Raw genomic sequence first — 25,762 nt, 5'->3', positions numbered from 1 at the left:
TCTCTCTCAGCTCGTCGGACAGCCCGACGAACCTTAGTCGCTGCGAGCGCCCGGCGCTCGACGCCGGTGCAGCCGTCGCGTCAGGAGGCTTCGAGTGACTTCTCTGCTTCGTCGAGCGCGCGCATTGCTCCCTCGACAGAGTTGGTGACCGGGAATTCCTCTTCCGCCCGCGCCGCGCGAAGCAAGCGTCGAAGCGGGTGTGACCCGATCGCGGCCCACTGGAAGTCGTTGGCTCGCGAACGGGAGTTCAGCTCGGCGAACAGTTCGAGGCAGACCGCACCGACGAACAGTGAGTTGGACAAGTCCAGAATGACGCGAGACCACTCCGCAGCGTACGAGTTGAGAAGTTCTCGTAGTGCTGGGGCGGAGAGTTTGTCGAGGTCGACCTCGACCTGGATCAGGACTGTCGAGGGCGCTATCCGCCAGGCCGCGAAACCATGCGTTTCCACGATCGGCCCCAATTGTGTTGAGGGATCGATGGAATCGATCGGTGTGTGGTCGAGTTCATTCAGATTCATGGCAGATCCGGTCTGTGTGCTTTCATCGAAAGGCTGACGACCGATCTGGCGGCGCGGAAAGTTAATGCGTCCAGGCGTGGAAAGCTTTAGAGCTCAATGGAAATGAACAGTACAGATGTGCGCAGGAAATGCTCACCTGATCCAGAGCCTTGATGCGAACCGAGCGCCAGTGGCTTCAACCCCGGCTGTATTCTCAACCTCGGTACCGTTCAGTGTAGCTCGAGGGCGTGAATCGGTCCAGGTGAGAGGTCAAATATTAAGCGGTGCAATGTTTTTGGCTCGACGCTTCGGTATGGTGGAAGATCAGCGTCACCGGACGAAGGGAATCAGATGAACGACCGCGATGCACTCACGGCCATCTCGACCAAGCTCGACACACTGATCGGCGCGGAGACCAACGGTTTGCGGGACGAGGTTCCGCCCGGTTCCAGTGTGCAGCGCACCGAGCAGGACGGCGAGCACGGCCGGTGGGGGCACGATTACCGCCTCGCCAACAAGTATCTCGAGGCCCTCGACATCGGCCAGCCCGGTCTCATCGATCGAGACGAGCTGGAACGTCTTGCACAGGAATACATCTGATCCTCGAGACGTACCTTCAGAAGATTTCACCCATCTCGGTGCGTAGCTGCTTCAGTGACTGAGTGAGGATTCTGGATACATGCATCTGAGAGATGCCGACCTTTTCGGCAATCTGGGATTGGGTGAGATGGCCGAAGAATCTGAGAACGACGATCGTGCGCTCGCGCTCCGGTAGTGCCAGGAGCGCGGGCCGCAGGGTTTCGTGATTGTCGATCCGACTGATCGCTTCGTCGTACTGTCCCAAAGTGTCTATCAGAGTCAGACCACTCCCGTCGCCGGCGGACGCGGTGTCGAGCGGTGTGGTTCGGTACGAATTACCGGCGGTCAAACCTTGTTCGACCTCGTCCGGTTCGATGTCGAGTTCCTTGGCGAGTTCCGCGACTGTCGGTGCACGGCCGAGCGTCTGGGACAAAGTCGTGAGCGCCCGGTTGAGGGCAAGGTGCCGTTCCTGAAGGCTACGAGGCACTCGCACGGACCAGCCGTGATCGCGAAAATGCTTGCGAACCTCACCCATGACGGTCGGGACGGCGAACGAGAGGAAATCCGATCCTTTGTCGACGTCGAATCGCTGCACGGCCTGTATGAGCCCGACGCGAGCAACTTGCTCCAAGTCCTCGAAAGGCTGGCCACGCCCCTGGTATCGGCGAGCGACGTGTGTGGCCAGGGGTAGGCACAGTTCGATGATCGAGGTGGTTATTTTTTCTCGGCTGGGATCATTCGGCGGAAGCGAGGCCATCGAGACGAACAGTTCGACAGCTGTTTCGTACTGGTCCTTCTTGTCCGGTGGGACAGCGGTCACGCACGCTCCTGGGGCAAGCCCTTTTCAAGCGTCATCGTCAGGGTGATGTGACCGTCCGCGTCGATTTCCGACTGTTCCAAGCGGACGGAATCGACCAGCGCTTCGAGAACGAACCATCCGAAGCTGTGCGACTTGTCGGGTATCTCGGAGTGCGCGATCACGGACACGACAGTCCGAAGTGTGCGGCCGACGGTGTCGAATCGGCAGGTCAAGTCGCTGGACGGTATCGCGTGGCCGATGAGGATGCTCGCGACTTCGTCCATCGCCAGAGCAAGGTCGGCTGTTCCGTCGACATCGAGTCCGGTGTTGTTGGCAACCGTTCGGGTGATTCCGCGCAGAGTGGGAAGTTGAGAGTACGACGCGCGGACGCGGAGCGAGGCGATGGAGTCGTGAGTTAGTTCGGTTTCGGTCGGACTCGACAGAGGGATCAAGGGGCTTCCTGTAGGTAGATGTGGCGTAATTCCGGCGGACCGAGGCAAGGACCGGTACCGGCCGTGCGTGCCAGCCATCTCTACCCCGGAAGTATTCATGGCCTTGGATTACCCTTCGCCCGGCGAACTAACCCTCTTTACCCGAACTAGAGGATGAATTGTGAGACACATCACCTGTGGTGCGGACGTACCGAATCCTCATCTTTCATTTTCGCGTCGTTCGGGTACAGCCGCTTCATGGACACCCATTCGGACAGACAGATCCCCGTACACAAACGACCGGAAGGTGTAACTGATGACGAGGTGAAGGCGGCAGGAGTGCTGTCGAACGCCCTTGAAACGGTGGAACGGGCACGCGGTGCTCTGTACGACTTCCATCAGCTGATAGGGCATGCCGATCTGATGCTCGACGAGGTCGTCGAGCTACTGCGATCCAGCGGCAACGACGACCTGGCCGACCAGGTCGAGGGCGAGTTGATGGGCCGGAACGTGGTCGAGGGGCGCTGGACTTTCCAGTTGGTCGAAGAGTTCGACGAGAACTACTGGTCGTTTTTTCGTGAATGCGAGAAAGTGGTGCGCGACAAGCTGGCAGGCGGAGTGCCGCACCTCTTCGAAGCCGAGATGAAGGAGCGACGCCGCACGCACGGTTTGCGGCACCACGAGGCCAGGCCCTGAGGTTCCTGTCTACTCTCGTGAGCTCGTCGCGGCACTGATCAGTGGTTCAGTTCGAGCTTTGCGCAACGATTCTCGCTCGGTCGCCGTCATGCCGCCCCAGATTCCGTGGGGTTCCCCGGTCTGGATGGCGTGCACCAGGCATCTCTGCACGACAGGGCATCTGGCGCACACCAGCTTCGCCGAACTCTCGCGCTTCGCTCGCCTGGAGCCGCGCTCGTTCGTGTCGTCGTAGAACAGAGCGGGGTCGGTGTCGCGGCAGGTGCCGGACAGTTGCCAATCCCACTCGTCGGCAAGGGGCCTGGGAGATGTGTAGGAGCGCATGAACATGGACGTTCCCTTCGCTGCGTGACGAACTCGACTCGGATCGCGGATCCAGGTCGGGTGTTAAGGCAAAGCTCGGTCCCGCCGGCCTGAACCGGCGGGACCTTCGAGGCTCCTCCCTCGAGGGGGAAGATTTCGGGGGTACCTCTGGTCGGTCATTACCCAGCCGTACAACTTTTGAATCCCGGTCGTCAGGAATTCTTTCGATCCACGGCACGTCGTTCTGCTGCGGCGACAAGACCACCGGCGATGTCGCGCACCTTGACGTTCCATTCCTGCGACATCTGGACCAGAAAGTCGAAGGCTTGGTCGGCCGAGCACTCACGCTCGGCCATCAGTAATCCCTTGGCCTGCTCGATCAAGGGCCGAGAATCCAAAGCTCTTCTCAGTTCGTCATTTTCCGCGCGAAGGCGGGTGAGGACGTCTGACGCCGAACTGGACTGCTGAGCCAGCGGTCGTTGAACCTCGTATACACGATGAAGCACACCGATGACCCTGCCGTCATCATCGGTGACGGCGGAATTCACCGTATTCCAATAGCGGGTGACAAACATCCCGCTCCCGCGCTCGTCGCGCACGTCGTAACGCTGAGTCGGCAGTGCGTCCCGAGTTCGGGACCGCATCGTGCGCTCGAATGACGCTGTCAACGAGAAGATTCCATCGGCAAACGAGTCGTCGGGATTGTCGGGGAAGGCTTCGAACACTTCCACTCGGTGCAATTGATCGAGGCTGCGACCGGATACGGCAAGGTATTCGTCGTTTGCGCCCTGGATACGAAAATCGCTGTCCACGAGCAGAAGAGAAGAACTGCTTGCCGCAAATCGATCGCTACGAACGATCGAGCGGAGAGTGCTCGAACTCATGATTGTGTCGTTTCTGTCCTGTCTTCGACGGTTGCGGCCCCTGATATTTCAGATGATATTTCAGAAGTAGGTGATCGCGAGAACTCCAAGGGCGGTGCCTGCCACGATCGATCCGAACAACAAACGCTGCTGCAACACGAACATCTGATACTCGCGACGTGTTTGTGTCGACGTGCCGCGCGAGTCCGCAGACATGCTCTTGCCCTTTCCTGTTGTGGGGAGTGCGATTTCGGCCGACCCCCGATCGGCCGAAACCGCGGACGGTGCGTCAGTTCTGACGCGCCTCATTTGCGGCATCCTGCTCGGTGGACGCGCCTTCGTGTACGAGGCTGCCACCCGAGTTCTCGAGGTGAGCACGAACGAACCACTGGAACTTTTCCAACTGCGCCGTCTGGCCGATCAACATGTCCTCGGTGATCGGATCGATCTTGCCGACGCTGTCGATTGCGGTGCGACTGTCGGTGATGATCCCGGTGTAGACGAGGTCGAGCGCAGCGAGGTGCGCACGAGCGTCGTCGCGGCCGACGGAGTAGTCGTCCCACGTTCGATCGCGCTCGATTGCTCCCGCGGTGCCCTTGGGTGAGTTACCCAGTGCCGCGATACGTTCGGCCACATCGTCGGCGTAGCCGCGAACCAACTCCACCTGAGGGTCGATCATCTCGTGCACGCCGATGAAGTTGGGGCCCACGACGTTCCAGTGAACGTGCTTGAGCGTGAGGTGAAGATCGTTGTAGGCGCTGAGGCGTTCCTGCAGAATATCGGCGACGGACGAACCGTCTGCGCTGCTCAGTCCCGGTACGGTGAACTCGGACATATGTTTTCCTCTCGTCTTGATGGGGATCGCCCTCCAGTGGGGCGGTCTCGCGCCATCGTCAATCGGATCGCGTGTCGGTCAGGTTCAGTGCGCGAGTGCTACTGGCTCCTCTGTCACCGGGTCGCCGTACATCATCGCGATTCGGCGCTTGACCTCTTCGGTTGTCAAAGTCGCACTTGCGACAGTGATTCCGATGCCGGTGGTGCTCTCGCCCTGTGTGGGCGGGATGTCGATCGTCGTCATCTTGCTCCCGGTGAAGAGTGTGCCGTGAGGGAGTCGGCTGAACCACCGGCTCCGACGTCTGGGTGTTCTGCGCCTTCGAGCTCCAGTTATGGCGCTTTCAGGTGCTACAAAATCTATATCAGCCGATGTAGATAATTGGCAAGGCTACTTCGATTCGCGGGCGAAGGAAAGCGCATTGTGCAATCTTGCCGAAATCGGCTTTGATCTGCCATTTCACGCCTTTTCTGCTGGACGATTCTTGTTGTCAGTGGTCCTGGACACGCTTAAATCTATGTCCTGGGCGTCAGATTCACTGCGTGATGGTGCTAAGGTCGGGTGACGCCGATTGAGACAGCCCACACCGAACTAGGAGGTTCCAGTGACGTCGGAATCCCAGACCCGGGCGCTGCGCGGCGTGTACGGGATCTCAGTGATGTCTGAACTGTCCGGGGTAGGACCTCAGACGCTGCGCCTTTACGAGCGAAGGGGCTTGCTCACACCAACCCGCACCGATGGCGGTACGCGCCGGTACAGCGAGGCCGACCTGGATACGCTCGGACGAATCACCGCGCTGATCGACGACGGAGTCAATCTCGTCGGTATTCGTCTGATTCTGTCCCTCGAGGCCGAGAATGCAGTCTTAGCGGCTCGAATCAGCCAGTTGACCGCCGAGGGGGACTAGTGGTGCTGCTCGAGACGATGCCGTTCAGGATGGAGTTTCGGTGCGGGTAGGGTCGCCGAAGTCCGCGTCGGCGGAGATTTTGTTCCCTGCCGCTGCGATCTGTTCGAGCGCGGCGTCCAACGCATCGACCAACCATTGATGCGACGCCTCCGCGAGGAGGCGATCCGGAGTGTCGGTGTTCTCGGATTGGAAGAACCGCACCATCCATGATTCTCCGTTGTCGGGTCGATCGGAGAGTCCAGCCGCGGTATTGGTCGCCAGAAGGAACCGGTTGTATTCGAGGTCAACACGAATGGCGTACTCGCCGAACAGGTTCACCACGTTGGCCGGCCGATGAGTAGCGGCAGCGAGCGCAATGAGAGCGTCGTTGTAGGTTTCGGAGTACTTCATCGTGAGGGGCATGGTCGGCCTGTCTTTCTGGGCCGATGCAGCATTGCACGGCTATGTCGAGGAGATCAGTTCGCAGCCGCTGCTTGACGATGAACTGAAACCAATCCTAGCTCGAGTCTCCGAGCGCACTGACGCAAGCCCGTGAGGGTCAGTTGTTGCGCGCAAAGTTCGACTCACGCTCCGTGACGAACTGATCGTCCGGAAGCGGTCCGGGTGGGGCAAGCGCAGTCAGGAACGACTCGGCCCACTGATGCACATCGTGTGTCATGACCTGTCGATGCAGCGCAGCCATACGGCGACGGCCTTCCTTCGGATCCTGATGAACCGCGGTCAGGATCGTATTCTTCACGCCGTCCAAATCGTGCGGGTTGACCAGGTATGACTGTCGTAATTCCATTGCGGCACCGGTGAACTCGCTGAGAACGAGAGCACCTCCGAGGTCGCCACGACAGGCCACGTACTCCTTGGCTACCAGATTCATCCCGTCGCGCATCGGCGTCACGAGCATGACGTCGGCAGCGACGAACAGTGCGATCAGTTCTTCACGGTCGACCGGCTGATACAGGTAGTGAACGACGGGGCGGCCGATCTGACTGTGGTCACCGTTGATGCGGCCCACCTGCTCTTCGATGACGCTACGCAGGTCGATATAGTGCTGCACGCGTTCACGACTGGGCGTCGCGAGCTGCACCATCGTGTACTTCTCCGGATCCAGACGATCCTCGTCGAGGAGTTCCTTCAAGGCTTGAAGCCGCAGGTCGATACCCTTGGTGTAGTCCAGCCGGTCGACTCCCAGCAAGATTTTCTCGGGATTTCCCAGCTCTTCCTTCAATTCGCGCGCGCGACGCAGGACCGAATCGCTTTTCGACTGGCGCTCGAGTTCGGCAGAATCGACGGAGATGGGAAAGGCGCCCACCTTGACGACGCGAGAATCGAAATCCACATGCCCGAGCGCACTTCGAACACCGACGCCCGCGGTCGTCGTCTTGAGGCCGAGAAGTTTGCGGGCCAAGAACAGGAAATTGTTTGCGCCACCAGGTAAGTGGAAGCCGATCAGATCGGCGCCCAGCATTCCCCTGACGATCTCCTTGCGCCACGGAAGCTGCATGAAGAGCTCGACCGGAGGGAACGGGATATGAAGAAAGAACCCGATCGTCAGATCTGGCCGCAGCTCGCGCAGCATCGCCGGCACAAGTTGCAACTGATAGTCCTGCACCCAGACAGTCGCTCCGTCCGCGGCGCAACGCGCGGTTTCCTCGGCGAACCGCTGGTTGACCGCGACGTAGGTGTGCCACCACGACCGCTCGAACGTCGGAGCCACCAGGACGTCGTGGTAGAGCGGCCACAACGTGTCGTTGGAGAACCCCTCGTAGTATTCGGCGAGGTCCTGAGAGGTCAGCTCGACGGGAAACAGACGAAGGCCGTCAACCACTATCGGATCGACCTTCTCGTCCGCGACCCCCGGCCAGCCGACCCAGGCGCCATCCCGCTGTCGCAGGATGGGTTCGAGCGCAGTGACGAGCCCACCCGGACTTCGCTTCCAGTTCTTGCTTCCGTCTTCGTCGGTTTCGAGATCGACCGGCAGTCGGTTTGCGACGACGACGAATTCGGAGAGCTTTTCGAGATCGGTACTCACGCCGACATCGGCTCCGCCAGGGTCTCGTCCAGGACGGAGGTCGAGGACAGGTACGCGACTGCATCGGCTGTCGAGTCGGTGTACACGATGTCGGTGTCCATCTTCAGAAGAGACAGCGGACGCCTGACAGGGTGCGCTGCGACGAGCGTCCACGGCACGCCGAGCCTCCGTGCCTTGGCCGACAGAGTCTCGATGATGGAAAGACCTCCGACGGAGATGAACTGGACGTCCGAGCAGTCGAGTACGAACGGGTGTCGCTCACCGATCAGGTCGTCGACGCAGGCAGCGAAATCAGCTCGGGACCGGACGTCGATCTCGCCGCTGACCACGAGCGACTGAATGTTTTCGGCACAGGTCGTCGTGAAGGTGGGGGGACTGTCCGTACGCTCATCTGTAGTTCTCGAAAACTCGTTCATCGAAACTCCTGACGGATTGCTCGAAACGGTTCGTTCGAACGGTCTGGTTCGAAACGGTTTCGTTCGAAACCGGGAAACGGCACGGGAAGCAACGCACGAACCGTGCTCGTCTTCAACGGCTGGGTACTCAACCGTGCTGAGTGCCTACCTTACCGCATCGCGAAAACCCAGGTGAAAAGCGTTAGATCCGTACGGATTTCAAGGTCCCGTGAGCGTCGGCCCACGGGACCTTGGTCCCGATGGTTGAGACCTTCCGGGATCAGTCGGTGTCAGTCGCCGGGCCGGTGCTCGAGGCTCCGCCCTCGTCGGCCCACGTACGCTCGCCCGACGGATCGGTCTGAACGTCCTTGGGTGCGGTGTCGGAGCCGGTTCCCGGACCGTGGTCGGTGCCGGTGGTCTGCGGCTCTTCCGTTTGATCCGTGCGATCGGTGGAATTCTGTTCACTCATGGTGTGCGTTTCCTTCGGGAAGTCGTTGTTCATGTACTTGTCGTTTCCTGCTCACCCGCGAGGGGTACTCAGTAGGGGGTAGTGCGTCACGTCGAGCCAGTACGTCACGTCGAGTCCATACCGGCAAAGTCAGCTGTCACCGAAGCAGGAGATTTCACGTGAACCATATGACCGTGACGACCGACCACCTGCGTGCACTGCTGGGCAGTGGCCCCCATTCGGAATTGGTAGCGGTCGGGGGCGAGATCGAGATCTACGTCCCCGATGAAGAAGGGTTCGGTCTCGAGGGTATCTCGCTTGTCACTCGCGAGCAGTTGGCCGAACGTCTACCGTCCTCACCCGACAACCCCGACGAAGGTGAACTACGTATCGCCGCAGAATCGTTGAGCGAGATGATCGCCGAACTCGGCGGTTGAACTCCGAAGTTCGGGGCAGCCGACGTCAGATCTGCGGGATCGGATCCGGAGGGTACGGGTTCGGTGGCGTCGGAGTCGGTGGCACGGGCGGCGGATTCATCGGATCGGGTGGTGTCGGCGCAGGTGGTGTCGGCGGCCCCGGGTCGGGGGCGGGGCCCGGATCCGGTGGTGGGGGAGTGGTCATGAGTGCCGGGTTCCCAAACACTTGCCGAACAAACACCTAGTGTTCGGAGTGGCTTTTGGTGTTCCCTTCGGCAGGTAGATCATCGACGATGTCGACTACGGCGACGTGGATGCTCTCTGCAGAGACCGGTGGGTCCGTGTCGCCGAGGATCAGGTGAACGACGTCCACGACGGTGAACCGAACCCGGTCCGACAGTTCGGCCAGATCCACTCCGTATGGCGCTGCCAGTTCGATACGTAGTGAACGTATTTCGTGGCCGTCGACGAAGAACTCGATGCTGCTCGGCGAGCAGTGGTGCCGAGAACGTATCTCGGCGGCCAAGTGGGTGCGGAGTACGTGGTCGCTCACCGACACCGTGCCTAGACGTGGACCTTCCGACGCGTGTGCGTCGAGCGGCCAACCGGACGCCGAGGTCGACCGTAGCGCCCGGATCACCTTGTCGCTGATTCGATCCCAGCCTGGCTCGGGAGCGTTCCGCAGGGCGTCGGATGCGTGCGCCATCAATGCGTCGGTTCGTGATTCAGTCATCGCCACCTCGTCATTCGTTCACTCAGGTTAGCCCGTGCACGATGGTGATGCCCGCGCACCGCATCCGGGGTGAGTCTTAGAATCTTGCCGATTTGAACGAACGTGAGCATCTCCACCTCTCGCAGCGTCCATGCCGCACGCTGGCGATAAGGCAGTTCACCCAACGCTTCTTCCAGTGCCTCGAGGAATGCGGAGTTCGAGGTCGTGTCGAACGGGCCGGCCTCGGGAGACGGCACGAGAGGATCGAGCAATCTGTCGTCGATCGGTTGCGCTCTCTTGATTCGATAGCTGTCCACGATCTTTCGGGAACAGATCGCGAAAAGCCATGTTCGCATCGACGATTCGCCACGAAATGAATCGAGTCGGCGCCACGCGGCCACGAAGGTGTCCTGGACTACCTCGAGAATGTCGCCTTCATCTGCGAGCATTCGACGCGCATAGCGGTGAAGTGCAGGTCCGTAGTAGTGCACCAGTGACTCGAATGCTTCTCGGTCGCCGAGTATCGCAGCGTTCACCGTTGCGGTGTCCAAGCCGTCAGGTGCTTCGGTGAGCCCCTGTGTGTGCGGTAACGCCACAGTCGCTCCTCTCGCGGAAATGCGGAAAACTCGGCTGCGTTCGAAGATTGTTCGCCCGGCCGGGGCGTTGAATGTTACGGACAGTAACTAACAAGTGTCAGTGATGCACGTCACCTGACTGGGGCATTCGGTTTTGCCTTCGAGTGACGACTACACAGGTAGATCGATCAACAGGAGGAGATGACAATGGTCAGCACGCAGGTTGCGACAGCATCTACGAAGGATGTTGCATCATCGAACGACTCGGCTCTCGTGAGTTCGCAAGGAAAGACGTCGATCGCCGACACCGTTGTCTCGAAGATTGCCGGCATCGCTACGCGAGAGGTGAGCGGCGTGTACGACGTCGGCGGCGGAGCGTCGCGGGTTGTCGGGGCACTGCGCGAGCGGATCCCCGGCGCGAGTGTCAACCACTCCCAGGGAGTATCGGTCGAGGTCGGCGAAAAGCAGGCAGCGGTCGACATCGACATCGTGGCCGAGTACGGCGTATCGCTCGCCGATCTGGCCACCGGCATTCGCCGCAACGTCATTGCGGCGCTCGAACGGATGACGGGTCTCGAAGTGACCGAGGTGAACATCACGGTTCACGACGTTCACCTCGACGAGGGCAGTGACGACGAAACCGGCGAGCCCAAGACTGCACGGGTGCAGTGAGTTCCGAAATCGCCGACACCATCGCGGCGGCTGTGACGGGGATACCTGGGGTCGCCTCGCTTCATGCCGGAATGTTCGGCGAGGTTGGCACGTACCTCCCCGGTCGCCGCGTCGTCGGCGTGCGGGTGACGGAGTCGTCGACAGACATCCATGTGTGCATCTTCGCCGACGCCGCCGTTCGAGACACGGCTTTACGTATCCGCCAAGCGGTTTCAGGACTCGTTACAGGCCCCGTGAACGTGACAGTGGAAGACGTAGTCGGTCGTGCGCACGATGCCTGAGCACTCTCGGGGTTCAGTTCCTGATCGACGATCCGCACGCCGAGAGGCGATCAGGAACTACCACCCCGACGTGGGCGGATCTGCCGACGCGCTCAATCGAGCACTCGAACGCGTCGACCGGGACTTCGCGTCCCCGATCGGTGTGGGTGTGCGCAGGACACTGCGCGGCACGATGCGGCAGATAGCGAAACCCGCTCGGACCCAGTACACGCGTTTGCGCGCTCGGTTTCCGGGTGCCAAAACCTACACCGAGATCTGACTCGCACCAACGAACATCATTCACAACGGAGGATTCACATGACCACCTCGACTGTCGGCCTACTGGCAGGACTACTTCTCGGAGTCGCAGCTGCTGCAGGCGGTTTCACCGGATTCCTCATCGCTCTGGTTCTCGGTGTGATCGGATACCTCGTCGGTGGTCAGCGTGACGGCGAGTTCGATCTCGGTGTGATGCTGAAGGGTCGCGGACGTGGCTGAGACAGCTCGACCGGAGTCGTCTGTGCTTGCCGAGCCGGGCGATCGCGGAACGCTGACGATTCGAGACAGAGTCGCGCAGAAGTTGGTTCTCGAGGCGACGCGCGGAACCCCGGGGGTGCGCCATCACGCCGCCGGCATGGACAAACTGACCGGGCGCGAATTGCCGAGGGCGCGAGTGCTGGTATCCGGCAAGCGGGTACGGGCCAAGGTGGACATCGCGATCGAGTGGCCCGGATCCTTGTCGGTCATCGGTACCGCGGTGCGAGAGAACGTGACAACCCAGTTGCAGTCTGTATCGGGCCTGGACGTAGACGGCGTGGACGTGGCGATCGTGAGCGTTCTCCCGGCATCGACCAAGCGTGACGCGGGAAGGAAAGTGCGATGACCGCCGACAAGGTCGCACCACCCACTGCCTCGAGGGCTGCTGCTCCTGTTCCCCTTGCGGTGCCCGGATCGGCCGTCACGGGATTCCTCATCGCCGCGGCGCTACTTGCGCTCGGCGTGGTCGGCGTCCGCGACGCGCTGGTGGATACCGGCGTGATCACCGGGTCGCAGTGGATACCAAGTGCTGCCGCATATGTGGACGGGCTCGCGTACCAGGGTTGGATGTTGCCGGCGGGGATCGCAGCCGTCGTTCTCGGCCTGTGGTTCGTCATCCTCGGACTCAAACCGCGACGAAAGACTGCCAATGCCTTGGTCGGAGTCGCGAATACGTGGATCGATCCCGCCGATGTAGCGGCGATAGCGTCTGTTCGCGTCGAGTCACTGGCCCAGGTTCGATCCGCTTCGTCACACGCGACCCGGCGCAAGCTGGAAGTGAAGGCCTCGGTCACGCCCGATGGAGCCGCCACCGCTGAATCGGAAATCCGTGCGGTGCTGGGGGACTTGGCCGGGTCGCTGTCACCATCGCCGCGAATCAAGGTTCGTATCCAGACGGGATCGCTGTCATGACTCGGACGGCGACGGCGATGGATCGTATGGCGACATGCGTCGTAGGGATGCTTGCGATAGCGCTGGGAGTTGCAGCGATCCTGTGGAATCGCGACGTGATCAAGGATTTCCCGGCGCGTATCGAGATCCCGTGGGCTGAAGATCTTGTCGATCACTCGTGGTGGCCATGGGCTGTCGGAGCTGGGGGAGTACTGCTAGTCCTCCTCGCGTTGCGGTGGTTGATCGCGCATGTGCCGCTGCGTCGGGTGAAGGAGGTCACGGTCCCTGGGTCGAACTCGCACAATTCCATCACCGCGGATCTGGGTGCAGTGGCGGAAGGAGCGACCGCATCACTGGAGGACTTCGACGAAGTGTCGCGTGTCCGAGGAAAAGCGTTGCTCGATCGTGGAGTTCGCACGATCGATTTGCGAGTGACATTGAGACGTAGCGTCGTATCCGGATCGGAAACGTTGTCCGAGTTGATTTCTCGCGTCACCGATACGGTGGATCAAGTCGAGTCGATGGTCGGTGATCCATCCGTCGCGACCAGAACTCACATCGCCGTGGAAAGCGCGAAACGCGATGAGCCGAGAACTCTCTGATCAATCGAGGTTTGAGCCTCCCGGTGACCGGGTATTGGTAGACCTCCCGATCGTGCACAGAGTCATGGATGTTGCTGTGGCACTGTGTGTCACGTTGCTCCTTGCGACCGTGACCTCGATGGCGATCGCGATCGTAGTGACGCTGATCATGTGCGCGTCGGTGAGTGTCGTTTCTCGTATGTGGTGAATCGCCAGTCATTTTGGTTCTGTCGTGAACACCTGATAGAAAGGTAAGCAGACAATGTGGCTGCTACTGAGTGCACGATCCCCCGCGTCGTGCGGCGGAGAGTCCGGTTGTGTGCAAACACAACCCGCGATCACGGTCTAGTTGCGCGGGCCGATCGCTCGGAACTCTCCCTTCACCGGCAGTCTCTCATTGCGCCGCCCCTCTTTACTCTAAGGAGTTCAAATGCTTCCTCTCGGTATCATCGCCTGGATCATCATCGGTGGACTGGCGGGTTGGATCGGCAGTAAGATCATGAAAACCGATGCGCAGCAGGGGATCTTCCTCAACATCGTTGTCGGTGTGATCGGCGGTCTGATCGGTGGTTTCCTGCTTCGAGTCTTCGGGGTCGATGTCGAGGGCGCGGGCTGGATCTTCAGCTTCCTCACTTGCCTCCTCGGCGCTGTCATCTTGCTGTTCCTGGTCAAGGCAGTCACCGGAAAACGTTGACACGCATTTGTCCACGCAGTTCCAGTTCGACTGAATCCACGACCGAATTCCACGGCTGAACGCACGACCGAATCCAAGAAGGAGAAATACATGTCTGACTTCATCGACAAGGCAAAGCACCGCGCTGAGGATCTCATCGGCGAGGCGAAGGAAAAGTTCGGAAACGCCACGGGCAACGATGATCTGGCTGCCGAGGGTGTTGCCGATCAGGGCGAGGCGAAGGTCAAGAAGGCCGGAGACACTGTCAGTGACAAGGTCTCGGATATCAAGGACAAGTTCACAAGCTGAGTGAGCTTCAGCGCGGTTGATCGGCACGTCCGGTCAACCGCGCTTTTGTGTGCCTCCCCGGCCGTTGCGGCTACCGCGATACGCGAACTTGCGCGTTTCTGCGAGCCACTCCGGAAGCATGCGCATGTGGGCCGGTGTGTTCAGAATCGGATCGAAGGACGGCTGGAGGCAATCCGGGTGGTCCTCGACTTCGTCGAGGCAGAGATGTCCGATCGGTATCAACTGAAGTTGAATCCTCGCGAGGTACACGGAGAAGTGCAGCGGGGAATGATCGACCGCAGCTTTCAATGCAGACAAAGAAGTGCCGGCCGGATGGACACCGCGCGGTGTCACGATCAGCCACGCCGCGGCACCGCCCGCGCGTGAGTAAGGAACCAGTGTGCTGTATCTCGCGCCGTTCCACGAGAAAGCCGGAGCTGGAAACATTTTCGAGAAGGTAGAAAGTCCTGATGTTGCGAGAAGAATGTCCCACGGGTTTTCATCTGCGCCGACATCGTGCAACCGAAGCGCCAGGCCGAGTACGTCGGGTAGGTCTCCGGGTGTTCCGAGGGCTTTCGACATTCGAGCGGTGACGGTAATCGTCGACGACTCCGATACCGGCCACCATGGGGTGGCCGGCTTCAATGTTCCCTTCAGTTCGATCCCGTGAGGGTGAAAAACCCTGGCCATGCGCAGCGATGATGCGAAGTGGAACGGCCCACCGACCAGCTTCCCGATCGCACTCTTGCCGGCGGGGATGATCGAATTGATCGTCACAGCTTCCTTTATCTGAGAATTCTCCGCCCGTGAAGCGCCCGGACTGGACGGACGTTCAGGCGTATTGACGGGCTTTTCAGTGGCGTCTTTCGACTTCCCAGTGGTGGTGATTGCTAATCATGTGACATGCCGTAACAAAAGTCTCGCCCGCCGGGATAATTAGCCAAACGCATAAATTGGTCGTTATGGTTTGTTCGTCCGTAACGGTGCGATCGGACCTGCGACCGTCGCGAACTGGCGAGATTGCTACTCGTGATTTGTGTTTGGTGATTGCGCGGAAACAAGAAATGTCGAGGAGACACGCTGATGGGCCACTCTCGAACCTGGCTGACGCGCGCGCTGGCAATGCCGGTGGCTGTCGCGGTCACTTTGTTGCTTCCGCTCGGCAGTGTCGCCTCCGCCCAGGATTTCGAGGACGACGCAGATACTTCGGTGGCCGCCGCAGCCACAACTCCGATCTCCTTCACCGAACTCGGACGAGGAACAGACATCGTGTTCTCCTCCGATGATGCACCCGTCTTGGTGACCGTGCCGGTGCCGGACGGACTCACCGCAACAGCCGTGACCGGAATCCTGACCGCCCCGACCGACTTCAGTAGGGGTTGGCTCGAAGTGACTGCGGACGGCAGATTGGTGAGCCGCGTCGACTTCGACGCCGGGCAGGCCGGAACCGGCCTACCGATTTCGGTTCCGTTGCAAGGTCTCGAAGTGGTCGACCGGAGCGTGACCGTGTCGATGATCGCTCACCTCGTTCCCGTCGACGACCGCTGCTACGACCGAACGAGATACCAGCCCCTTGCGCTCCGGGATGCCTTTGTCGCCTACGACGGTGCCGAGCAGCAGCCCACGACTGTTGCAACCTTCTTTCCGCCGATTTTGAGGAAGGCAACCATCTACGTCACGGATGGTTCGTCACGGTCACAGCAGAGTGCGGCTCTGCAGCTGAGTGCAGCGATTGTCAACAAGTACGGAAGTCAGCCTGACGCCGTGGTGGTGGAACAACTGCCGAACGGCCAGAGTCTGCCGTCCGCTGAGCCGGGACTGTTCGAGAGAGCTGTAGTACTCGGCAACAGTGGGGACGCCGGCATCGATCTCGCGGCTGCTCCGAATGGTGCACCAGTGCTGCGAATTTCAGGGGACGACAAGACCCTCGTTCCTCAGGTCAGTCTGTTGGCGGCGAACTTCGACGGCTACTGGGCGGCGAGCAGGGCGCTCGCGTCACCGGACAACACAGTTGCCCAGATTTCCCAGGACGCCATCACCGTCGGTGAGCTGAAGCTCGGAACGTTGACGGCTTCCGGTCTCAATCACATCGAGGTCGACGTCCCGTTCAGCCAGTCGCAACTGGGGCGTCCGATGAAGGACGTGTCGATCCGAATGATCGGTTCCTATGTACCGCTGCCGAATTCACGCAACGGAGAACTGTCGATTTCGCTGGGGGACTCACGGCTTGCTTCGCAGACGGTGAACGAGACAGGGCGCTTCGACATCGGCGTCGATGTTCCGAACGAACTCCTGCGTCGCGACCTGACCTTCGAAGTCTCGATGGATGTGACCGGCGACTTCCAATGCGGCACCAGTAGCCCGTCTTCGCTCACTGTCGATCCGGCAAGCACCATCACGTCCACTACCGGATTCCCGCCGACGCCTGGAGGATTCCAGGCATTACCGCAGTCGATGCTGCCCACACTCGATGTCGGTTTGAGTCACGGTGATTTCGCAGATCTCGTTCGCGCGCAGCGCCTCGTTGTCGCGATGCAGCGGTTGAGCTATCTGCCGCTGCAACCGCGTGTGCTCCCGTTCGGCGACGCGGCGACCAGTTCGCTGCCGGCGTTGTTGATTGCGGCGGACGGGAAGCTTCCCACTCCGGTGGCTCTACCCATGGACACAGCAGATCAAGGGCTCCTGCGCTTGCAGGGTCTGGAATTCGGTGGACAATACGGTGCCTTGCAGGTGGTTTCGGGTTCGCACAACGAAGTGGTGGCGCTGACCTCTGAGGGTGATGCGGCCGATGCCGACGGTCTGCTCAACTGGTTGGAAGGTGGGAAGGACCGGTTCGCAGAACTGACCGGCGATCTCCTGGTCGCGCCTCGGGGAAGTGAGCCCTTCGATGTCGGAGTCAACGTCGCCCCGTTGGGCACCGCGACCTCGGCCGAAGAGGAGACCGGACTGAGCGCGGTCACGATCGGCTGGATCGGATTCGGGACCGTGGTTCTGATCGCTGTTGCCGTCGGTGGTGTGCTCGTGGCTCGGCGTCGCGGACAGTGACCGTCACCGATCGCCCGGCCCTGTCCGTCGCGGTCCACGATCTACCGGGCCGCAAGCCATGGCGGATGTTCGTCGCGCTCTTCGCGATCTACACCGCGTTGGGCGTGTGGATGAACGCGGGTATCGGGTTCATCTTCACCGATTCGCTCAGCCGCGTCGCCGCGGTGTCGGCGATGCTGCTCAGCCGTGATCCGCACTTCGCGGCGATCGGGTTCGTGTTCACCCCGTTGACGGCGGCAGTCCAGATTCCGATGGGCCTGATGGGTCATTGGTGGCCGGATCTGCTGCGGTGGAACATCACTGCGGTCGTGATGTCCGCGGCCTTCATGGCTGGTGCTGTGATTCAGGTACGTGGGATCAGCCGCGACCGTGGGTGTGCGCGATGGGTCACCGTCGTCCTGACCGTGCTGTTCGCTGTCAACCCGATGATCGTCATGTACGCGGCGAGCGGAATGAGCGAAGCTCCGTTCCTCTTCTTCGTTCTGTGGGCGACACGTCGATTGATTCGGTGGATGCGAAGCGACGACGTACACGACCTCATCGGTGCCGGCCTCGCTTTCGCTCTGGCGTACCTCACCAGATACGACGCATTGGCCCCGCTGTTCGTCGCGGTGGTGCTGGTGACCGTGGTGAGTTGGCTTCGTTTCCGTCCGACTGCGGAGGAGCGCGGCGAGGGCGCGGGGCCCGGCTTGCGGCTCTGGGCAGCAGCCCTCGACGGTGCCGTAGTGCTGATGCCGGGATTCCTTGCCTTCGCCTTGTGGTCGTTTGCCAGTTGGCTCATCACAGGTCAAGCGTTCCAACAGTTCTCGTCGGTCTACGGGAACAGTTCCATCCTGGAGCAGGCTGGTGCCGGAACCGAATCACCGATCGCCCGTCTCGCGTTCTCGATTACCGAAATGGCCGTACTCGGCCCGGCGCTCCCGGTGCTCGCGGTCCTTGCAATCATCTACGCACTTCGGCGGCGCGACACCGAAGTGGTCGTGCCTCTTGTGTTGTTCGGCGCCATCCTCGGTGCCCAAACCTTGCTCTACGTGATGGGATCGACGTTTCCCCTTCTGCGCTTCTACATTTCGATCATTCCGCTGTGTTTCGTGTTGGTCGTCCTGATCGCACCTCGCGGAGCGCCGGTCGTCACGCGTCGACCGGGGGCTGCTGCGTCACGCTCGGTATCGACGTACCCCGAGCAGTCGGGGCCCTCTCTGCCCCTTGTGATCTCTCTGTGCTTGCTGGTCGGGTCGACGCTGGTCACGTTTGTCGCGATGGGTAATGCGCGGATCGCAGTGCTCGAGCATTCCATTGCCAGTGCGATCATTCCGGGCCGGCAGAACCTGGAGGAGCAGACGAATCTGCGCACGTTTGCGGCCGAGCGTCGCATCGCCAGGTACCTGGACGACTTGGCTCTGCCGGAGGGGTCGGTTCTGCTCGACACCGTGCAGAGCTATGCCGTCGTGGCGTCGTCGAACAACCCTCGGCAATTCGTCGTGCCTTCCGATGCGGACTTCGTGCGCGTACTGAACAACCCCGCCGAACATCACGTCGAATACATCCTGTCGGTGCCGAACACCGGTCGCGGTGTGTCGGACGCGGTCAATCGGCGCTATCCGACGATGTACGACACCGGGGCCGGCGGTGTGGGAGCGCTGGTACTCGAGGTTCCCAACGACGGCGGCATGGACCCTTCGGCCTGGCGTTTGTATCGCGTCACCGGTGAACGGCAAACGGGTCGATGAGGCAATTCGTGTGGGAGGATTGTCCGTATGACGTGGATGGTTGTAGATGTCTTCTGAAGAAGTGCGTCCGCGTGTGCCTGGCACAGTGCGTCGCCGTATCGCTGCCGCTGTAGTCAGCTTTGCAACCGTCGCGGTGGTGACAGGAATGTTCACGACGCCGGTGGTTGCCGATTCGCCCAAGACAGTTCGGGTGGGAGCGTCGTCGAGCGGACTGACGCTCGACGGACAGCCATGGTGGCCTACCGGGCTGAATGCTTATCAACTGGCCACTGATTGGTCGGTGAACTTCGGCTGTGGCGCCATGGTCGATCTCGATGCCTACTTCGGTTCTCTGCCACCGAACTCCGTCACGCGTTTCAACGCGTTCCAGGCGCTCGCGGTGAACAAGGTGTCCGGGGAGATGGATTTCGGCCCGATGGACGCGGTGTTCGACGCTGCGGCGCGACACAATCAGTTCACGATTCCGGTGCTCTCACCCCAGGACAGCGGGTGTGATGACGGGCTGTTCAAATCCAGGGACTGGTACACCGACGAGTGGAAGGTCGCGAACCTGATCCCAGGTCGAGCCACCATGAGCTTCCAGGACTGGATGCACACCGCCGTCGACCGTTGGAAGAACGAGCCTTCCGTCGCGGCGTGGGAATTGGTGGGGGAGCCGGAACCGAGCCTGTGTACCGATGCCGCCTGCAATTGGTGGACAAGAACGTGCCCGTCTGATTCCGCGCAGGTGTTGCGGGAGTTCTTCGACACGGCAGGCGCCGAACTTCGGGCGATCGATCCGAACACCCTGATCACGGCCGGATACGTCGGGGGCGGTCAGTGCGGCACTGCGGGTGACGACTACCAGTACGTGAGCGAGTCCGACTTCGTCGACGTTCTGCAGTATCACGACTACGGAGCAGACGGGGTTCCGCTTCCGGGCGACCAGTGGAACGGACTGGCGCGTCGCATCGAACAGGCCGCGAACGTCGGTAAGCCGTTGTTGGTCGCCGAGACAGGCGAATTGGCAGGCAGTTGTGAATCACTGGCGACCAGAGCCACGAATATCGAGACGAAGCTGACGGGGCAGAAGGTGGCCGGTACGGCCGGAGCTCTCCTGTGGGCATTCGTGCCGGATCCACGGCCGAACGAATGCACAATGGATATCGGGCCTGACGATCCACTCTTCGACGTGATTGCTTCACTGGCAAGTTAGGACACTGCTAGTAGTCCACTGGGAGTTCCATCCAGTGGGAGTATGGTCACGATTTGATAACAACCTGAATCTGGTGTTGTGGCGTGATGACCGTATTTCGTTCGTATTCAATGGTATTCAGTGGCATTCACCTGTGGATAACCGAACTTGAAGACGGGTGAAGTCGCACGGGACCATCGATGCGACGCTTCCAGGACCTTCGTCCGGGTCGGCTGGGGACGGTCCGGTTGAGGTGCTGAGTTCGGAAGTTGTGTCGTACCTGTCTCTTTGGCCAGTTGCTACGTCCCGCCGTGGTCAACGTCGAAATACGATCACAACCGTTCGCCGCGGTAACGGGTAGTGCGCGGAGTGCGGCGTGCCCCTCGTGGAAGTGACATCGAGGGGTGGTGTGTAGCTCTCGCGCGCAACGAATTCCGAGTTCGAGTCAACTTGCGGCGGCATCGGCCGCCCGGTAGACCTTGTGCGCAGGCTGTACATGCGATGTGAGCTTTCGGTCGTCGAAATGAGGGGACGACCGCTGCATGCGCGTAACGGTAAGTGTGTGGAGCATCGTGTGAGCGGAGAGGTGAACGATGACTGGGTGCGCTGAACGGCCTTTCAAGACTGCTGTGGTGCCGGCTGCCGGGATGGGGACTCGTTTCCTCCCGGCCACCAAGACGGTTCCGAAAGAGTTGCTCCCCGTGGTCGATACACCCGGGATCGAGCTGGTCGCAAGCGAAGCGGCGCAAGCAGGCGCGGAACGTCTGGTAATTGTCACTGCGCCGGGCAAGGCATCGGTCGTCGGGCATTTCGTCGAGGACCTGGTGCTCGAGGGCAAGCTCGCCGCCAGCGGGAAGCACCATCTACTCGAACGTGTGCGTCGGGCTCCGGGCCTGATCTCGGTGGAGCCGGTTGTGCAAGAGTCTCCGCTGGGATTGGGACACGCTGTCGGTCTGGTCGAATCGGTGCTGGATGCGGACGAGGACTCGTTCGCGGTGCTGCTTCCCGACGATCTGGTCCACCCCTGCGGCATTCTCGACGCGATGGCGAAGGTACGTGCCGAGCGTGGTGGTTCTGTGCTGTGCGCGTTCGACGTCGCGCCCGATCGTGTTGGGGCCTACGGAGTATTCGACGTCCAAACACCTGTGGAGGGCAGCGATCCCGATGTGCTTGCCGTCATCGGCATGGTTGAGAAGCCGGCTCCTGAGGATGCTCCGTCCACTCTCGCCGCGGCCGGACGATACCTTCTCGATCGCGCCGTGTTCGACGCGCTCAGACGAATCTCACCCGGGCAGGGTGGCGAACTACAACTGACGGATGCGATAGCGCTGTTGATCGCGGAGGGGCATCCGGTTCACGTCGTCGTCCATCACGGAACCCGCCACGATCTTGGTAACCCGGGAGGCTTTCTGCGAGCATCTCTCGACCATGCGCTCAGTCGCACCGAGTACGGACCGGAGTTGCGAGTCTGGCTCAAGGAACGATTGGATCAGCCGGATCCGCAGCTGACCTACTGACTTGCAAGGCTATGCGACGCGGAGCGTCTCGCCAGCTCATCGAGGAGATCTTGCGTGCTGAGCGACGACAGCGAAATCGGCTTGTCGTCCAGACCCGACTCGTCAGGTGTCATGTAGCCCGCCGCGACAAGAATTTCCTGGACGTGGACGTCGAAGACGCGGCAAGCAGTTCTGATCGTGTCCTGCGTGGGAGGGCGTTTCGCGGACAGCCACCGACCGAGCTCGGAGGGGCGTATTCCCAGCGCACGCGCAGCATCGGCTACGTCAGTTTCTTGGCGAAGTTCCAGTTGATGCTTCACCCATTCCGAAAAACCGCTCATACCGGTCATAGTGCCTGAGTGCTGCGCGGTAAGCCAGCGCCGTCTCGACACGTAAGGCGCTCGACGGCTGATCTGTGATCATTCGGCAACCAATCACCGCAGTTCTCGCGTACCGGTAGTTAAGTTTTGTGACTGGATTGTGTGTTTACTGCAACCATCTAGCTGTGCGTTTTCCGGTGAAACCCGAAATCGGGTGAAATTGTGGGTGAGGCGGATCAGTAGACATAACTCACACCTGTGTAGAACGTGAGGGTTGCGTTGTCACGTGTTCAGACCGTGGAAGGTTTTTTCCCAGTAGGACGGGTTGCGAATCAATTGGTAGGTCCCCTTGATCGCCGCGATGCTCATCAGCACCCAATACAACGGAGCAGTCAGACAGGCGAGGAGGAGCATCGCGTTTCGCGTTTCTCGGCACGCCACGAGGTTCATGTAGAGAACAGCGGCATTACCGAATGCCAGAGAGATCAACGCGGGGAAATAGACATAGTTGGGGAAGACCTGGTGGATCACTTCAGGTTGTCCGAGAATCCAGTCCAGACTGATGAGCCAGAACACCATGTTCAAAGTGGCGACCAAAGGTGTGCCGGCCATGAGAATCGTGAATCGGAGAAAGCCGATCGGACCCAATCCTCGCCATAATTTGACGGGTTGGCGCATGTGGACGAGCCACGTCTGCAAATAGCCCTTGTACCAACGCGAGCGCTGTCTGATCCAGTTGATCGTGTCACTGTTGGCTTCTTCGAGCGTGGTGGAATTCAAGACCGCGGTGCGATATCCGCTCTCTGCAATCCGCACGCCGAGGTCCGCATCCTCCGTGACATTGAAAGGATCCCACGCCCCGATCTCGTCGAGGACGCTACGGCGTAGGTGATTCGAAGTGCCGCCGAGAGGAATCGGTGAATTGCTCCGCATCAATCCAGGAAGGATGAAGCTGAACCACAGCGCGTAATCGGCGGTGAACCACGCGGTCAACAGGTTCTGAGTTCCGTTGTGGAATGCAAGTTTGGCCTGAACACAAGCAGTGTTCTCGGGAAGTTTCGCGAAAGTTGCGACTACTCGACGTAATTGGAGTGGGTCGGGGGAATCCTCGGCGTCGTAGATCGTCACGATCTCGCCCGTCGAGAAATGCAGACCGTAGTTGCATGCTTTCGGTTTGGTTCGTGGATCGGCCGCGGGCACCTTCAGAATGCTGACGACCTCGTCCACACCGGCGGCAAGTGCAGCTTCGATAGTGACGGCGTCGTCTTCCTCCAGTAGGAGAAGGACTTGCATCTTGTCTGCCGGATACTCGATCGCTCGCATGGCTGCGATGAGGTCGCCGACGACTTCAGGCTCGTTGTATGCGGGGACCAGAATGGTATAGGTGGGAAGGTCGTCGTATGAAAGAGCAAGTGCCTCTTCGTCACTGATCGTCATGATCGAGGACGCATCGAGACCCCTCGTGAACAAGATCAGACGGTCGACCATCGCCCAGATGTATCCAATGGTGCAGATCAATGTCAGCGCGATGAGAGTCGGGACGAGGAAGAACACGAGGCTGACGACGACCAGCGCAAAGCCTGCCAACAACGTATTTCGCTGCCACGGATAGAAGGCCACGGAGGCGGATGAGATCGGATGGCGCTCGCGTAGACCGTTCACTGCATCGTGCAGGGCGGCCTCGCGGTACTCCGCTGTATCCGGGTCACCGCTGACCACGACACTGTTGGACTGGCTTCGGTTTTCGTTCACCACGTCTGAGCCTCCACGAGTAGTCGAGCGAGTGCTTCGAGCATGTCCAGGTCCTTGTACTCGGATTCGGTGTCTTCGGTCGAGGTTTCACCACGCAGTAGAACGGCGAGGGTATTGCTACCGTTGGACGCCATCGACGGCTTCGGTTCGGGGAAGTAGGCGTCGGGTTCGTGATTGTCGACGCTGATCAGGCTGACTCGTTGCGCGGCTCCGTCGCCCCGCGTCCAGACGAAATTGAGATTGCTCCATGTGAGAAGGAGAGCGTCGTCGACGATCGTGTACATCTCGGCGACGATCCCGTGCGGCAGCTCCAGCGTGACCGTCGGGCTGACTCTCGCGTTCTCCAGGTCGTAGGTGGTCTTGCTGGGATACACGGCGAGCGTGGAGGGTCGACGGACCTGGACGACGTCAATCTGTACCGTGCGAGGCCGCATCTGTGAGTCCCAAGCGGGATTCGGAGTGTCGGCCCGAATGGTCTGACGACTCAGTTCGGCGGTGCTGCCGAAGTAGCGACGGGGCCAGTCGTATTCGGATGCTCCAATCTGATGCCAGCCCAGCGGAACGACAAGTCGAGGATCCGCAGTAGCCGGGGGCGGACCGACGTTGACGGTCAAACTTGTCGATGGCAGCGGCGTGAAGAACATCAGCACTGCGGCGGCAAACACCGCGAGGATGGTCCAGTTGCTTGTGGCTGTCGAAGGCTTTCGGAGTGGTCGGTCGAACGGTTTGAGCGACTTACCCCGGCGTTCGTACAGATAGAAGGCGCCGCCGACGACGATTGCGGTTCCGAGTGCCGGAAACAACTGCACGGCGAAAAGCGGAGCAGTGGGATACTTCTGAATCGTGAAGTAGAGAATCACCACACCGAGCACCGTTGCGGCGACGAAGGCGATCGCCCCTCGCCTCCACGTTCTACTGACGGCGATCGTGGTCGCGGCAGACGCGACAAGCACCATGAGGACGCTGTAGTCGAAACGAGTCCCGCCCATTTCGGTCGCGATGGCGCGGTAATGCAGCGGCGCCAAGATGATCGGGACCACCCAGATTGCCCAGTACCGATTGACCGGACGGAGGCCGAACATCAGAACCGCTGCGCTCCAGACGAATACCCAGGCTGCGATGACGTCGATATGCATCAGTTCGTAGGTCTCGGCGAAACGCGGTAGCAGGAGCGCTTGAAGTCCCAACGCGACGAAGAGACCGATGCAGCCGACTATCTTGTCGGTCTCACGATCGTGAATCGGAAGCTCCGGGCCGCGCCTCAAGTCTGTTCCGACGGCTGCAACCAGGCACAAGAGCGGTAGAGCGAAGACGTAGCCGATGGCAGTTCCGCTGGCCGTGCTCTGCCAAAGCTTGGTCCAGGTGGGCCAAAATGCAAAGATCGTGGCGAGCGCGATCATCAACCACCGCACTGCGAGTCGAGGAATGATCCCGGACTCGGAGCGGATCTCACGAATCTTCAACATTTCCAGTTCCATTCGCTTACTACCCGACATCTGCGTGCGATTCGAGGCTGCGCACCGCTGGGGACTGCCGACCATCGCCATCGGTCCGGCGCCATATGCAGACATTACTTGATCGAGACATATCGCCCTCGCCACGTCGAAGCGCCAGTCCCCGAGCAGTCCGGCCGGAACGTCTCACATGCTCACATCTCACATAGTGGGAATTTTGAAATCTTTTTTTTCGGTACCCAGTGCGGGTCTGGGTTGGCCGGATGGCATGGCGGGATTTCGGGTCTGCCGAATTACTCCATATCGAAGGGCAATTCACTTGCGAATTGCAGAAAGTTCAATCAGGTCCGGCGGATTCGACCTACGGGGACATAGGTCCCCGGCGTGCAGGGACGGTTCTCGGTTGCGTGGAT

The 25,762-nt window shown here is 60.4% G+C and carries 35 protein-coding genes; 17 read left to right on the top strand and 18 right to left on the bottom strand.

Translation table 11 applies throughout. The annotated features are described in order from the left end of the window. Positions 1–80: 80 nt before the first annotated feature. Positions 81–518: an STAS domain-containing protein gene (locus tag G4D79_RS27975; RefSeq protein ID WP_054187566.1), complete on the bottom strand. Its 438-nt coding sequence runs from the start codon at positions 516–518 to the stop codon at positions 81–83. 330 nt (positions 519–848) lie between these two features. On the opposite strand from G4D79_RS27975, the gene G4D79_RS27970 reads away from it, so the two are divergent. Then, positions 849–1,097, top strand: coding sequence for a hypothetical protein (locus G4D79_RS27970; protein ID WP_003943680.1), 249 nt, complete (start codon positions 849–851; stop codon positions 1,095–1,097). A gap of 16 nt (positions 1,098–1,113) precedes the next feature. On the opposite strand, the gene G4D79_RS27965 is transcribed toward G4D79_RS27970, so the two are convergent. Next, entirely contained in the window at positions 1,114–1,896 is a 783-nt protein-coding gene (locus tag G4D79_RS27965) for a SigB/SigF/SigG family RNA polymerase sigma factor (protein ID WP_003943639.1), read from the bottom strand. Further along, complete coding sequence (locus G4D79_RS27960; RefSeq protein ID WP_003943620.1) at positions 1,893–2,327, bottom strand: anti-sigma factor; 435 nt, start codon at positions 2,325–2,327, stop codon at positions 1,893–1,895. The genes G4D79_RS27965 and G4D79_RS27960 overlap by 4 nt, the downstream gene beginning before the upstream one ends. Before the next feature lie 237 nt (positions 2,328–2,564). Between G4D79_RS27960 and G4D79_RS27955 the strand changes: the two genes are divergently transcribed. Beyond that, on the top strand, positions 2,565–3,002 hold the full coding sequence (locus tag G4D79_RS27955; protein WP_214514618.1) for a hypothetical protein: 438 nt from the start codon (positions 2,565–2,567) through the stop codon (positions 3,000–3,002). Between the two features lie 9 nt (positions 3,003–3,011). Here the strand turns inward: G4D79_RS27955 and G4D79_RS27950 are convergent, their stop codons facing one another. The 5 genes from G4D79_RS27950 to G4D79_RS27930 all read right to left on the bottom strand — a co-directional run bounded on the left by G4D79_RS27950 (position 3,012) and on the right by G4D79_RS27930 (position 5,243). After that, entirely contained in the window at positions 3,012–3,329 is a 318-nt protein-coding gene (locus G4D79_RS27950) for a WhiB family transcriptional regulator (RefSeq protein WP_003943622.1), read from the bottom strand. A 185-nt stretch (positions 3,330–3,514) separates the two neighbouring features. After that, positions 3,515–4,186 carry an ANTAR domain-containing response regulator gene (locus G4D79_RS27945; protein WP_042925720.1) on the bottom strand — a complete coding sequence of 224 codons (672 nt, stop codon included), beginning with the start codon at positions 4,184–4,186 and terminating at the stop codon, positions 3,515–3,517. 60 nt (positions 4,187–4,246) lie between these two features. Next, the gene (locus tag G4D79_RS35085) at positions 4,247–4,381 is read right to left on the bottom strand and encodes a hypothetical protein (RefSeq protein WP_256082897.1); all 135 of its coding nucleotides are present in this window, start codon (positions 4,379–4,381) and stop codon (positions 4,247–4,249) included. A 73-nt stretch (positions 4,382–4,454) separates the two neighbouring features. Then, on the bottom strand, positions 4,455–5,000 hold the full coding sequence (locus G4D79_RS27935) for a Dps family protein (protein ID WP_003943731.1): 546 nt from the start codon (positions 4,998–5,000) through the stop codon (positions 4,455–4,457). A gap of 84 nt (positions 5,001–5,084) precedes the next feature. Further along, complete coding sequence (locus G4D79_RS27930; RefSeq protein WP_003943664.1) at positions 5,085–5,243, bottom strand: hypothetical protein; 159 nt, start codon at positions 5,241–5,243, stop codon at positions 5,085–5,087. Positions 5,244–5,601: 358 nt separating this feature from the next. Between G4D79_RS27930 and G4D79_RS27925 the strand changes: the two genes are divergently transcribed. After that, a complete protein-coding gene (locus G4D79_RS27925; RefSeq protein WP_003943719.1) occupies positions 5,602–5,904 on the top strand; it encodes a MerR family transcriptional regulator in 303 nt (100 codons plus the stop codon). Positions 5,905–5,928: 24 nt separating this feature from the next. On the opposite strand, the gene G4D79_RS27920 is transcribed toward G4D79_RS27925, so the two are convergent. The 4 genes from G4D79_RS27920 to G4D79_RS27905 form a co-directional block, all read right to left on the bottom strand. After that, positions 5,929–6,306: a hypothetical protein gene (locus tag G4D79_RS27920; protein ID WP_099698598.1), complete on the bottom strand. Its 378-nt coding sequence runs from the start codon at positions 6,304–6,306 to the stop codon at positions 5,929–5,931. Between the two features lie 136 nt (positions 6,307–6,442). Then, entirely contained in the window at positions 6,443–7,930 is a 1,488-nt protein-coding gene (locus tag G4D79_RS27915; protein WP_064075809.1) for a trehalose-6-phosphate synthase, read from the bottom strand. Continuing rightward, a complete protein-coding gene (locus G4D79_RS27910) occupies positions 7,927–8,346 on the bottom strand; it encodes an STAS domain-containing protein (RefSeq protein ID WP_007726563.1) in 420 nt (139 codons plus the stop codon). The genes G4D79_RS27915 and G4D79_RS27910 overlap by 4 nt, the downstream gene beginning before the upstream one ends. A 259-nt stretch (positions 8,347–8,605) precedes the next feature. After that, the gene (locus tag G4D79_RS27905) at positions 8,606–8,794 is read right to left on the bottom strand and encodes a PI-type proteinase (RefSeq protein ID WP_233405662.1); all 189 of its coding nucleotides are present in this window, start codon (positions 8,792–8,794) and stop codon (positions 8,606–8,608) included. A 167-nt stretch (positions 8,795–8,961) separates the two neighbouring features. On the opposite strand from G4D79_RS27905, the gene G4D79_RS27900 reads away from it, so the two are divergent. Then, positions 8,962–9,210, top strand: coding sequence for a hypothetical protein (locus tag G4D79_RS27900; RefSeq protein WP_054781913.1), 249 nt, complete (start codon positions 8,962–8,964; stop codon positions 9,208–9,210). A 220-nt stretch (positions 9,211–9,430) separates the two neighbouring features. On the opposite strand, the gene G4D79_RS27895 is transcribed toward G4D79_RS27900, so the two are convergent. Next, positions 9,431–9,922, bottom strand: a complete 492-nt coding sequence (locus G4D79_RS27895) for a hypothetical protein (RefSeq protein WP_233405663.1) — start codon at positions 9,920–9,922, stop codon at positions 9,431–9,433. Further along, entirely contained in the window at positions 9,919–10,497 is a 579-nt protein-coding gene (locus G4D79_RS27890) for an RNA polymerase sigma factor (protein ID WP_007726571.1), read from the bottom strand. Before G4D79_RS27890 ends, G4D79_RS27895 begins: the two co-directional genes overlap by 4 nt. Before the next feature lie 186 nt (positions 10,498–10,683). Between G4D79_RS27890 and G4D79_RS27885 the strand changes: the two genes are divergently transcribed. From G4D79_RS27885 to G4D79_RS27845, 9 genes are all read left to right on the top strand, one after another. Next, complete coding sequence (locus G4D79_RS27885; RefSeq protein WP_003943699.1) at positions 10,684–11,148, top strand: Asp23/Gls24 family envelope stress response protein; 465 nt, start codon at positions 10,684–10,686, stop codon at positions 11,146–11,148. Further along, positions 11,145–11,429, top strand: a complete 285-nt coding sequence (locus G4D79_RS27880) for a hypothetical protein (protein WP_042452304.1) — start codon at positions 11,145–11,147, stop codon at positions 11,427–11,429. Before G4D79_RS27885 ends, G4D79_RS27880 begins: the two co-directional genes overlap by 4 nt. A 70-nt stretch (positions 11,430–11,499) precedes the next feature. After that, positions 11,500–11,688 carry a hypothetical protein gene (locus G4D79_RS27875; protein WP_007726577.1) on the top strand — a complete coding sequence of 63 codons (189 nt, stop codon included), beginning with the start codon at positions 11,500–11,502 and terminating at the stop codon, positions 11,686–11,688. Between the two features lie 38 nt (positions 11,689–11,726). Beyond that, positions 11,727–11,906: a hypothetical protein gene (locus tag G4D79_RS27870; protein WP_003943629.1), complete on the top strand. Its 180-nt coding sequence runs from the start codon at positions 11,727–11,729 to the stop codon at positions 11,904–11,906. Further along, positions 11,899–12,291, top strand: a complete 393-nt coding sequence (locus tag G4D79_RS27865) for an Asp23/Gls24 family envelope stress response protein (RefSeq protein WP_099698600.1) — start codon at positions 11,899–11,901, stop codon at positions 12,289–12,291. Before G4D79_RS27870 ends, G4D79_RS27865 begins: the two co-directional genes overlap by 8 nt. Beyond that, positions 12,288–12,857, top strand: a complete 570-nt coding sequence (locus G4D79_RS27860) for a DUF6286 domain-containing protein (protein WP_064689400.1) — start codon at positions 12,288–12,290, stop codon at positions 12,855–12,857. Before G4D79_RS27865 ends, G4D79_RS27860 begins: the two co-directional genes overlap by 4 nt. Continuing rightward, positions 12,854–13,438: a hypothetical protein gene (locus G4D79_RS27855; RefSeq protein WP_064689399.1), complete on the top strand. Its 585-nt coding sequence runs from the start codon at positions 12,854–12,856 to the stop codon at positions 13,436–13,438. The genes G4D79_RS27860 and G4D79_RS27855 overlap by 4 nt, the downstream gene beginning before the upstream one ends. Positions 13,439–13,847: 409 nt before the next feature. Beyond that, positions 13,848–14,111, top strand: a complete 264-nt coding sequence (locus G4D79_RS27850) for a GlsB/YeaQ/YmgE family stress response membrane protein (RefSeq protein WP_003943661.1) — start codon at positions 13,848–13,850, stop codon at positions 14,109–14,111. A 90-nt stretch (positions 14,112–14,201) separates the two neighbouring features. After that, positions 14,202–14,399, top strand: a complete 198-nt coding sequence (locus G4D79_RS27845; RefSeq protein ID WP_007726588.1) for a CsbD family protein — start codon at positions 14,202–14,204, stop codon at positions 14,397–14,399. Between the two features lie 33 nt (positions 14,400–14,432). Here the strand turns inward: G4D79_RS27845 and G4D79_RS27840 are convergent, their stop codons facing one another. Next, the gene (locus G4D79_RS27840) at positions 14,433–15,155 is read right to left on the bottom strand and encodes a hypothetical protein (protein WP_214514617.1); all 723 of its coding nucleotides are present in this window, start codon (positions 15,153–15,155) and stop codon (positions 14,433–14,435) included. Positions 15,156–15,461: 306 nt separating this feature from the next. Between G4D79_RS27840 and G4D79_RS27835 the strand changes: the two genes are divergently transcribed. The 4 genes from G4D79_RS27835 (at position 15,462) to G4D79_RS27820 (ending at position 21,844) form a co-directional block, all read left to right on the top strand. Beyond that, complete coding sequence (locus G4D79_RS27835; RefSeq protein WP_054187561.1) at positions 15,462–17,423, top strand: hypothetical protein; 1,962 nt, start codon at positions 15,462–15,464, stop codon at positions 17,421–17,423. Then, entirely contained in the window at positions 17,420–19,153 is a 1,734-nt protein-coding gene (locus G4D79_RS27830; protein WP_214514616.1) for a glycosyltransferase family 39 protein, read from the top strand. Before G4D79_RS27835 ends, G4D79_RS27830 begins: the two co-directional genes overlap by 4 nt. A 46-nt stretch (positions 19,154–19,199) precedes the next feature. Continuing rightward, on the top strand, positions 19,200–20,348 hold the full coding sequence (locus G4D79_RS27825; RefSeq protein WP_054187559.1) for a cellulase family glycosylhydrolase: 1,149 nt from the start codon (positions 19,200–19,202) through the stop codon (positions 20,346–20,348). Between the two features lie 572 nt (positions 20,349–20,920). Beyond that, entirely contained in the window at positions 20,921–21,844 is a 924-nt protein-coding gene (locus tag G4D79_RS27820) for a UTP--glucose-1-phosphate uridylyltransferase (protein WP_007726597.1), read from the top strand. Here G4D79_RS27820 and G4D79_RS27815 read toward each other — a convergent pair. From G4D79_RS27815 to G4D79_RS27805, 3 genes are all read right to left on the bottom strand, one after another. Beyond that, positions 21,838–22,164, bottom strand: a complete 327-nt coding sequence (locus tag G4D79_RS27815; RefSeq protein WP_228232489.1) for a helix-turn-helix transcriptional regulator — start codon at positions 22,162–22,164, stop codon at positions 21,838–21,840. The two genes, G4D79_RS27820 and G4D79_RS27815, sit on opposite strands and share 7 nt — an antisense overlap. A gap of 261 nt (positions 22,165–22,425) precedes the next feature. After that, on the bottom strand, positions 22,426–23,898 hold the full coding sequence (locus G4D79_RS27810) for a glycosyltransferase (protein ID WP_003943718.1): 1,473 nt from the start codon (positions 23,896–23,898) through the stop codon (positions 22,426–22,428). Next, on the bottom strand, positions 23,892–25,361 hold the full coding sequence (locus G4D79_RS27805; protein WP_232330000.1) for a hypothetical protein: 1,470 nt from the start codon (positions 25,359–25,361) through the stop codon (positions 23,892–23,894). The genes G4D79_RS27810 and G4D79_RS27805 overlap by 7 nt, the downstream gene beginning before the upstream one ends. Between the last annotated feature and the right edge of the window lie 401 nt (positions 25,362–25,762).

Source organism: Rhodococcus sp. WY5, assembly GCF_018588185.1.
In the GTDB taxonomy this organism is placed as follows: Bacteria; Actinomycetota; Actinomycetes; order Mycobacteriales; family Mycobacteriaceae; genus Rhodococcus_F; species Rhodococcus_F qingshengii.
Note: the sequence above shows the minus strand (reverse complement) of the source record. Positions and strands in the feature narration are given on the sequence as shown.